This window comes from Nocardia thailandica NBRC 100428, assembly GCF_000308795.1.
Taxonomy (GTDB): domain Bacteria; phylum Actinomycetota; class Actinomycetes; order Mycobacteriales; family Mycobacteriaceae; genus Nocardia; species Nocardia thailandica.
On the sequence record NZ_BAGK01000216.1, the window covers coordinates 1 to 9,386 of the forward strand.

The following is a 9,386-nucleotide window of genomic DNA, read 5'->3' on the forward strand; positions in this document are numbered from 1 at the left end:
TGAAGCGCTCCAGCGCGTCGCCCTTGTCGACCTCGGCGACGAGTTCCAGATCCGGGGCGGCGCGCACCGCCGCGCAGATCGCCTCGCCGACTTTCCCGCGTGCCCCGAGCACTCCGACCCGAATGGTCACCGAACCTCCTCGACTCCGTAGACCGGCTTGTCAACCAGCCTATCGAGTCGACGGGTCGCGCGCCGCGCCGGTCCCCGGTTGCCGGGCGGGTCGTGAGCGGGATCTCAGTCGAAGACGATGACCTGCCGCAGGGCCGCCCCGGAGGCCAGCTCGTCCATGGCGGCGTTGATGTCGCCGAGGCCGATGCGCGCGGAGATGAGCCGTTCGACGGGCAGCGTGCCCGCCCGCCACATCCGCACGTATTCGGGGATGTCGCGGGCGGGTACGGCCGAGCCGAGGTAGCTGCCGACGATGCTGCGTCCCTGGGCGACGAGGCCGAGCGGCGAGATCGAGGCCCGGGCGTCGGGCGCGGGCAGGCCGACCGTCACGGTGACGCCACCGGGCGCGGTCGCGGCCACCGCCGTCTCGAAGGCGCGCACGTTGCCCGCGGCCTCGATCACGGCCTCGGCCACCACGCCGAGTTCGGCGGCCTCGGCCGGGGTGTAGACCGCGGTGGCGCCGAATTCCTTCGCCAGCGCGAGCTTCTCGGGCACGGTGTCGACCGCGATGACCTCGCCGAGACCCAGCGACACGGCCACCAGCACCGCGGCCATGCCGACGCCGCCGAGCCCGACCACCATGATCCGGTCGCCGGCCGCGGGTTTCGCCGAGTTCAGCAGGGCGCCACCGCCGGTGAGCACCGCGCAGCCGAGGACCGCGGCGACCTCGGGCGGGACGTCGGCGTCGACCGGGACCACCGAGCGCCGGTCCACCACCGCGTGCGTGGCGAAGCCCGAGACGCCCAGGTGATGGTGCACCTCGCCGCCGTCGCGGCGCAGCCGCCTGCCGCCACCGAGGAGTTCGCCGGCGTTGTTGGCGACGCTGCCGGGCCCGCAGGGGGTGCGCCCGCCGCTCGCGCAGCCCGCGCAGTCGCCGCAGCGCGGCAGGAAGGTCATGACCACCCGTTGGCCCGGCGCGACGTCGGTCACCTCCGGCCCGGCCGCCTCGACGATGCCCGCCGCCTCGTGGCCGAGCAGCATCGGCACCGGGCGCACCCGGTTGCCGTCGACCACCGACAGGTCCGAATGGCACAGGCCGGCGGCCTCGATGCGGACCAGCAACTCGCCGGGGCCCGGCTCCCCCAGCTCGAGCTCGCTCACGGTGATCGGCTGCGACCGGGCGAACGGCGCGGGCGCGCCGATCGTCTCCAGCACGGCTCCACGAATCCTCATACCGGCGACGCTACCGCCCCCGCCGGACGGGGGTTGTCGGGTTGGGCGATCTGTGGATAACCTCGTCGGCGTGGCGATGCTCCCGTCGGCCGACTTGTACCGGTCCGGGGTCGGGGTCGTCACGACCGAGGAGAAATCCACTGTCCATTCAGTTCAATCACACCATCGTCGGATGCAAGGACAACAGGGCGACCGCCGAATTCTGGGCGGACCTGCTGGGACTGGAGATCGGAACACCCTGGGCGCATTTCATTCCGCTGCCCACCGCCAACGGGGTGACCTTCGACTTCGCGAACGTCCCGCCCTTCGTCACCGAGATCCAGCCGCAGCACTACGCGTTCCTGGTCTCCGACGACGAGTTCGATGCCGCCTACGACAGGATCCGGCGCTACGGCATCACGCACTGGGCCGACCCGCAGCAGCGCGGGGTGAACGAGATCAACCACAACGACGGCGGCCGCGGGGTCTACTTCCTGGACCCCAACGGCCACTTCATGGAGCTGATCACGGTCCCCTACGGGGGATTGCCCGCGTGAGATGACAGCGGCCCGCCCCCGGAGCGTCTCCGGGGGCGGGCCGTGTTCCGCGGCCTCAGGCCGCGCGGCGGTCCCGGCGCAGCCCGAGCAGCGCGGCCAGCACGCAGGCGACGGCGACCGCGCCGACGAACCACGGGAACACCGTGGCCAGGCTCCACGTGGTCGCGGCCCAGCCGGCGACCAGGGTCGGCAGCGCCATCGCCGAGTAGGCCAGCAGGTAGTAGGCCGACATGGTCTCCCCGCGCCGGTCGGCGGGCACCACCTCCGACAGGTGACGCAGCGATCCGCCGAAACCGAGACCGAACGTGATGCCCAGCGCCACACCGGCGCCGAGCACCAGCGCCGGTTCGCCGGTGGCCAGCGCGGGGGTGGTCAGCAGCAGGGTGGCGGCCATGCCGAGGTCGCCGACGATCGCGGCGCGGCGCGCGGCGATGCGGGTGGCCAGCAGCTGGGCCAGCGCGGCGGCGAGCGCGGTGCTCGCGACCACCGCACCGCCGAAGACGAGGTTGTGCACGCCGGTCTCGGCCGCGGCCAGCGACGGGTAGAGCGACAGCTGCACGCCCAGCACCGACCAGGCGGCCATCACGCCGATGGCCGAGAACCAGAAGTCGCCGCGGATCTCCTGCGGCACGGCCGGTTTGGCGATGGTGATGCGGGCGCGCACCCGGGCGGTGTGCGGTTCGCGCAGCACGACGACGCCCGCGGCGATGGCCAGGCAGACCACCCCGACCACCAGGTACGGGGTGTGCAGCGGGTCGGGGGCGTACTGGGCGAGCACGGCGGTGCCCAGGATCGCCACGGCCATCCCGACGTTGAACGCCACGCCGCTGAGCTGTCCCGAGCGCGCCCCGCGATGCGGGCGCAGGTCGAGCAGGGCGGCCGCGCCCGCGACCACGGTCGCGCCGACGGCGGCGCCGTGCAGGGCGCGCGCCAGCAGCAGCATGGGCACCGAGTCGGCGGCCAGGAACACCCCGAGCCCGGCCAGGATGGTGACGAACGCCCCGAGGATGACCGGTTTGCGGCCGATCACGTCGGAGACCCGGCCCGCGACCAGCACCGCGGCCAGCGCGGCGAAGGCGTAGACCGCGAACACCAGCGTGGTGGTCAGCGGCGAGAACGACCATTCCTTCTCGTACAGCCCGTACAGCGGCGCAGGCGCGCCCGAGACCCCGAGCGCCACGCCGGTCGCCGCCAGCACCAGGCCGTAGGCCCAGCGTTGGCGCACCGCCCCGTCGGTCAGCGCCGCCTCCACGTCGGCCACCATCGTCACTCCCCTCGCCAGGTTTGATATCCATCGAACCCCTCGGACCCTACGCCGAGTATGATGGTGATCAAACCCCTTTATGAGGTAGCTCATGACCGACGCCGTCGCGCAGCAGACACAGGTCGCCGCACTGCCCACCGTGCTGGCCGCCCTGCAGGATCCCGTGCGCCTCGAGATGGTGCGCCGCCTGCACAACGCCGACCGCGCCGTGCGCTGCGCCGCCCTCTACGACGACATCAACAAGTCGACCGCGACCCACCACTTCAAGATCCTGCGCGAGGCGGGCCTGACCGAACGCCTGGTCATCGACGGCCAGATCTATCAGCACCTGCTCACCGACAGCGTCGACGCCGCGCTGCCCGGGCTGCTCGCCTCGATCGTGGAGGCGGCGAACAAGGCCGCCGAGCCCGAGGGACCGGCACCGGGCGACTAGTCCGCTAGTCCGCGACGAGGCGGCGGACGGCGGCCGGCAGGTCGCGGGTACGCCGGTACGGCCCCGCCACGCACGCGCCGAACGGCCGCGCCAGCAGGGTCGCGGCGATGGCCGAGACCTCCTCGGTGGTGACCGCGTCGATCCGCGCCAGCGTCGCCGAGACGCTGCGGTGGTTGCCGTAGCTGAGTTCGCTGCGCCCGATCCGGTTCATCCGGGAGGCCGAATCCTCCAGTCCGAGAACGAGTCCGCCGCGCAGCGAGCCCTTGGCGCGTGCGCATTCGGCCTCGGTGACCCCGTGCGCGGCCACGTCCTCGAGCACGCCGCGCGCCAGGGACGCCACCTGGGCGAGGTTCTCCGGCTGGCAACCCACCGACACCGAGAAGGCGCCCGTGTCGGCGAAGGTGTCCACGCTCGAGTAGACCGAGTAGGCCAGGCCGCGTTCCTCGCGGATGGCCTGGAACAGCCGCGAGCTGAGCCCGCCGCCGACCACGGTGTTGAGCACCGACAGCGGCCAGCGCTGGGAACCCTCGTGCCTGCCGAAGGCGCGCACGCCGAAGGTGAGGTGGACCTGCTCGCCGTCGCGGTTGACCCGCACCAGGCCGGGGGCGCCCGTGGGCCGGAACCGGCCCTCGCGGCGCGGGGCGGGCAGGACCGCCGGGTCGAGGCGGTGCTCGAACGCCCGGCGGACCAGCTCGACGGTGCGCTCGTGCTCGATGTTGCCCGCGACCGCGACGACCATGCGGTCGGGCCGGTAGCGGCGCTGGTGGAAGCCGCGCAGCTGCGCGGCCTGCATGGACTCGATGGATTCGACGGTGCCGATGACCGGGCGGCCGATCGGATGGTCGCCGAAGAGCGCGGTGAGGAAGGAGTCGGCGACCAGGTCCTCGGGGTCGTCGTCGCGCATGGCGATCTCCTCCAGCACCACCTGGCGTTCGACGTCGACGTCCACGGCGCGGCACAGGCCGTTGAGCACCACGTCGGAGACCATGTCCACCGCCAGCGGCAGGTCCTCGTCGATGACGTGGGCGTAATAGCAGGTCTGTTCCTTGGCGGTGAAGGCGTTGAGCTCGCCGCCGACGGCGTCCATGGCCTGGGCGATGTCGAGCGCCGAGCGGGTCGGCGTCGCCTTGAACAGCAGGTGCTCGAGGAAATGCGCGGCACCGGCGACCGTCGGCCCCTCGTCGCGGGAACCGACGCCGACCCACACGCCGATCGAGGCCGACCGCACGCCCTGGACCTGCTCGGTGACCACGCGCAGCCCGCCGGGCAGCACGGTCCGGCGCACTCCGGCGTCGCCGCCGAGCTCCGTGGGTTCGGGAGTGGGTTCGGTCAACTGCGGTTCGCTCACCCGGCCACCGATACCGACATGCTTGCTCCAACCTCCGAGACGGGTGCGCAGACGATGTGCCGGGACCACGCCCCGAACTGGACGGACGGATACGACCGGCGCAGTCGATGGTAGTCCCACCGCGCGTGCGGCCTCCACCCGACCTCTCCCGCGTCCGGGCGCGCGGGAGAGGGCCGGGCGGGGGCGGTCACGACGGGCGACGGTCGAGGACGGCGCCGATCACGCGCAGGGCCTCCTCGCCGGTCATGGACCAGTGGGTGACCGGGATGCCGTGCGTGCGAACGGTGCCGGTGACCGACGCGTTCCAGGTCGCCGCGCCGCGCCTGCCCGTGGGATCGTCGGCGGTGGCCGCGAAGTAGACCAGGTCGCCGTCGAACGTCGCGGGCCGGTGCTCGGCGGCCAGCCGGACCGAGTCCTCGGCCGCGGCGACGATGCGCCGCAGCCGCGCCGGATCGAGCCCGGCCAGCGGGCCGCCCTCGGCATCGGCCGCCGCGGCGAGCGCCTCGGCGTCCAGGGCGAGGTCGCCCAGGTCGCCCGCCAGCCCGCCGAGCAGGTCGCCGACCGTCGGGGCCGGGGTGTCGCCCGCGGCGTCGCCGAGCCAGCTGTCCATCATGGCCAGGCAGGCCACCTCGGCGCCCTTGGCCTGCAGGCCGGTGGCGACGGCGTGCGCGAGCAGGCCGCCCAGCGACCAGCCGAGCAGATGGTAGGGGCCCTCGGGCTGGACCGAACGGATGGCCGCGATGTAGCGGTCGGCCCAGTCGGCGATGCTGTCCGGCAGGGCCTCGTCGGCGGTGAGCGCGGGCGACTGGAGACCGTAGACCGGGCGGTCGTCGGCCAGGTGCCGGGTCAGGCCCGCGAACGACCAGGCGATGCCGCCGACCGGGTGCACGCAGAACAGCGGCGCGCCCGCGCCACCCGTGCGCAGCGGCAGCAGCACGGCGAACGCGTCGTCGGCCGGATCGCCGTCGCCGCGAAGGCGTTCCAGCAGCTGCGCGGGCGTGGGATCGGTGAAGAACCACGCCACCGGCACGGTCGTGTCCAGGGCCCGGCCCAGCCGCGCGGACAGCTGCACCGCGGCGAGCGAGGTGCCGCCGAGGTCGAAGAAACTGTCGTCCAGGCCGATCCGCTCGTGGCCGAGCACGCGGGCGAAGGCGTCGGTGACGAGCTGTTCGCGCGCGGTGAGCGGCGCCCGGTAGGCGGCGGCGCGCAGCTCCGGCCGCGGCAGGGCGCGCCGGTCCAGCTTGCCGGAGGTGCCGACCGGGAACTCGTCGAGCACCAGCACGACCGCGGGCACCAGGTAGGCGGGCAGCTCCTCGGCCAGCGCCGCGCGCAGGCGGGCGGGCTCGGGGGTCGCCGCACCGGTCACGTAGCCGACGAGCCGGTCACCGTGCGGCCCGGCGACGACCGCGGCGGCCGACTGGGCCACGCCGGGCTGCGCGAGCAGCGCGGCTTCGACCTCGGCGAGTTCGACGCGCTGACCGTTCAGCTTGACCTGCAGGTCGGCGCGGCCGACGTATTCCAGCGCGCCGAAGACGTCGTCGGCGGCGGGCGCGTGCCGCACGAGGTCGCCGGTGCGATACATGCGCGCGCCGGGCTCCCCGTAGGGGTCGGCGACGAAACGCTCGGCCGACAGGTCGGCCCGGCCCACGTAGCCGTGCGCGAGCTGCGCCCCGCCCACGTAGAGCTCGCCGGTCACGCCCGGCGGGACCGGCCGCAGGCGGTCGTCGAGCACGTGCAGGGTGGTGCCCGCGACGGGCACGCCGATGGGCACGGTCACGGTGTCGGACACGCGCACCTCGTGGGTGGCGACCTGGACCGTGGTCTCAGTCGGCCCGTACAGGTTGACCACCTGCGCGCCGGTGAGCGCGCGGACCCGCTGGGCGAGGCCCGCGGGCAGCGCCTCGCCGCCGGCGAACACGCGCAGCAGCGAATGCGCCCGCGCCGCGCGGCCCCTGGCGTCCAGCTCGCCGTCCTCGAGCTCGGCGGCGTAGGCGGCGAGCAGGGTCGGGGCGAACTGCACGGTGTCGACGCCGGTGTCGGCGATCAGCCGGGCCAGGTAGGCCGGGTCGCCGTGGCCGCCGGGCCGCGCGACCACCAGGCGGGCGCCGACGCGCGGGGGCAGCAGCAGCTCCCAGATCGAGGCGTCGAAGGTCACCGGGGTCTTGTGCAGGACGGTGTCGGTGCCGGAGAACGCGAAGTCCTCCGCGAACCGGTCCAGGTGCTGGGTGATCGCCCGGTGCGGTACGCCGACGCCCTTGGGCAGGCCGGTCGAGCCGGAGGTGAAGATCACGTAGGCGGTGTGGTCGGGCCGCAGCGGCTCGGGCCGTTCGGCGTCGGTGACCGGCCCGCCCGGGTAGCGGTCGAGATCGAGGGCGTCGACGGCCACCACGGGGGTGGACCCGCCGGGCAGGTCCGCCGCGTCGGCGGTCGTGGTGAGCACGCACAGCGGGCGGGACAGGTCGAGGATCCGGGTGATCCGCTCGGCGGGGTGATCCGGGTCGACCGGCACGTACACGCCGCCCGCGGCCAGGACCGCGTACAGCGCGACGAGCAGTTCCGGCGAGCGCCGCGCGGCCACCGCGACCGGCACGTCGGGTCCGGCGCCGAGGGCGAGCAGATGCCGGGCGAGCCGGTACACCCGCCCGGCGAAGGTGCCGTAGTCGAGCGCGGTGCCGTCGTATTCGATCGCGACCGCAGCCGGGGTGGCGGCGGCCTGCCGGTCGAAGGCGTCGGGCAGGACCTGCGGCGCGCCGGGCGCCCCGGTCTCGTTCCGGCGCCGCAGCGCCCGCCGGTCGTCCTCGGTGAGCAGATCTATGTCGCCGACGCGGCGCTCGGGCGCGGTGACGGCGGCGGTGAGCAGGCGCACGTAGCTCGCGGCGATGCGCTCGGCGGTGGCGGGGTCGAACAGGTCGGTGGCGTAGGTGAGCGTGACCGCGCAGCCGCCGTCGGGGGTGTCGGCGAGCACCAGGTCCAGGTCGAACTTGGCCACGGCGGCGTCGCTGTCGAGGGCGGTGACGGTGAGGCCGGGCAGTTCGGCGCCGGTCGTGCCCAGGTTCTGGAGGGCCAGCATGACCTGGAACAGCGGGGTGTGCGCGGACGAGCGCACCGGGTCGAGGGCCTCCACCAGGCGTTCGAACGGGACCTGGGCGTGGTCGAAGGCGTCCAGGTCGACGGCGCGGGCGTGGGCGAGCAGCTCGCCGAAGCCCGCGTCCGGGTCCACGGTGGTGCGCAGGACGAGGGTGTTGACGAACATGCCGACCAGGCCGTCGAGCGCGGCCTCGCCGCGCCCGGCGACCGGGGTGCCGACGGCGATGTCGCGCCCGCCGCCGAGCCGCGACAGCAGCGCGGCCAGCGCGGCGTGGGCGACCATGAACTCGGTCGCCTCGGCGCCGTGCGCGAGTTCGCGGGCCCGCGCCCAGACCGACGCGGGCACGACGGTCTCCACGCGGGCGCCGCGCCGGCTCGCGACGGCGGGGCGCGGGCGGTCCAGCGGCAGCGCGAGGACCCCGGGCAGTCCGTCGAGGGCGGCGCGCCAGTAGGCGAGCTGCCGGGCGGCGAGCGAGCCGGGATCGGCCTCGTCGCCGAGCACGGCCCGCTGCCACAGGGTGTAGTCGGCGTACTGCACTTCCAGTGGCGCCCAGGCGGGTTCGGTACCCGCGCGGCGGGCGAGGTAGGCCGCGGTGGTGTCGGCCAGCAGCGGACCGGCGGAGAACCCGTCGGCGCCGATGTGGTGGATCACCACGACCAGCACCACGTCCCCGCCGGTGGTGCGCAGGACGCGCACCCTAACCGGGGGCGCCGCGGTGACGTCGAAACCGCGCGTGACCTCGGCGGCGACCAGGTCCGGCAGCACCACCTCCTCGACGGTCTCGACGGTGGGGGTCGGCACGATGTCCCAGATCACCTGGTGGCCGATCCCGTCGGCGTCCGCCGGGTAGGCGGTGCGCAGCACCTCGTGCCGGTCGAGGACGTCGGCGATCGCCGCGGCCAGCGCCTCGGCGTCGACGTCGCCGGAGAGCCGGACGGCGAGGGGGATGTTGTAGGCGGGCGAGTCCGGGTCGAGCCGGTTGAGCAGCCACATGCGCTGCTGGGCGGCCGACAGCGGGATGCGTCGCGGCCGCGGTCCCGCCACCAGGGCGGCGCCCGCACCGCGGCCCGCCAGTCCGGTCAGCGCGGCGGCGAGGGCCTCCACCGTGCTCGCCTCGAACAGCGCGCGCACCGGCACCCGGGTGTCCAGCGCGGCGCCGAGCCGGGCCGCGACCCGCGTGGCGACCAGCGAGTTGCCGCCGAGGTCGAAGAAGTCGTCGTCGAGCCCGACCCGGGGGCGGTCGAGGACCTCGGCGAAGACGCCTGCCACGACCTCCTGGACGTGGTCGCCGGGGGCACGGAAGGGGCGTTCGGTGACCTCGGGCGCGGGCAGGGCCTTGCGGTCGAGCTTGCCGGAGGTGTTGAGCGGGAACGCCT

General features: G+C 74.5%; 6 protein-coding genes and 1 pseudogene. 2 read left to right on the top strand and 5 right to left on the bottom strand.

All coding sequences use genetic code 11. The annotated features are described in order from the left end of the window. Together ON36_RS33800 and ON36_RS24550 are read right to left on the bottom strand one after the other, a co-directional pair. Window positions 1-130 (bottom strand): annotated as a pseudogene (locus ON36_RS33800) (4-hydroxy-tetrahydrodipicolinate reductase); the annotation flags it as partial. Between the two features lie 104 nt (window positions 131-234). After that, window positions 235-1,341 (bottom strand): alcohol dehydrogenase catalytic domain-containing protein, encoded by a 1,107-nt coding sequence (locus ON36_RS24550; protein WP_043658267.1) that lies wholly within the window; start codon window positions 1,339-1,341, stop codon window positions 235-237. A gap of 140 nt (window positions 1,342-1,481) precedes the next feature. Between ON36_RS24550 and ON36_RS24555 the strand changes: the two genes are divergently transcribed. Beyond that, window positions 1,482-1,877: a VOC family protein gene (locus tag ON36_RS24555; protein ID WP_043658279.1), complete on the top strand. Its 396-nt coding sequence runs from the start codon at window positions 1,482-1,484 to the stop codon at window positions 1,875-1,877. A gap of 55 nt (window positions 1,878-1,932) precedes the next feature. Here the strand turns inward: ON36_RS24555 and ON36_RS24560 are convergent, their stop codons facing one another. Next, the gene (locus ON36_RS24560) at window positions 1,933-3,141 is read right to left on the bottom strand and encodes an MFS transporter (RefSeq protein WP_043658270.1); all 1,209 of its coding nucleotides are present in this window, start codon (window positions 3,139-3,141) and stop codon (window positions 1,933-1,935) included. 91 nt (window positions 3,142-3,232) lie between these two features. On the opposite strand from ON36_RS24560, the gene ON36_RS24565 reads away from it, so the two are divergent. Next, entirely contained in the window at window positions 3,233-3,574 is a 342-nt protein-coding gene (locus ON36_RS24565) for an ArsR/SmtB family transcription factor (protein ID WP_043658273.1), read from the top strand. 4 nt (window positions 3,575-3,578) lie between these two features. On the opposite strand, the gene ON36_RS24570 is transcribed toward ON36_RS24565, so the two are convergent. Continuing rightward, a complete protein-coding gene (locus tag ON36_RS24570; protein ID WP_052314318.1) occupies window positions 3,579-4,922 on the bottom strand; it encodes a M16 family metallopeptidase in 1,344 nt (447 codons plus the stop codon). 187 nt (window positions 4,923-5,109) lie between these two features. Further along, on the bottom strand, window positions 5,110-9,386 hold a 4,277-nt coding region (locus tag ON36_RS24575), incomplete at its 5' end, for a non-ribosomal peptide synthetase (protein ID WP_043658276.1).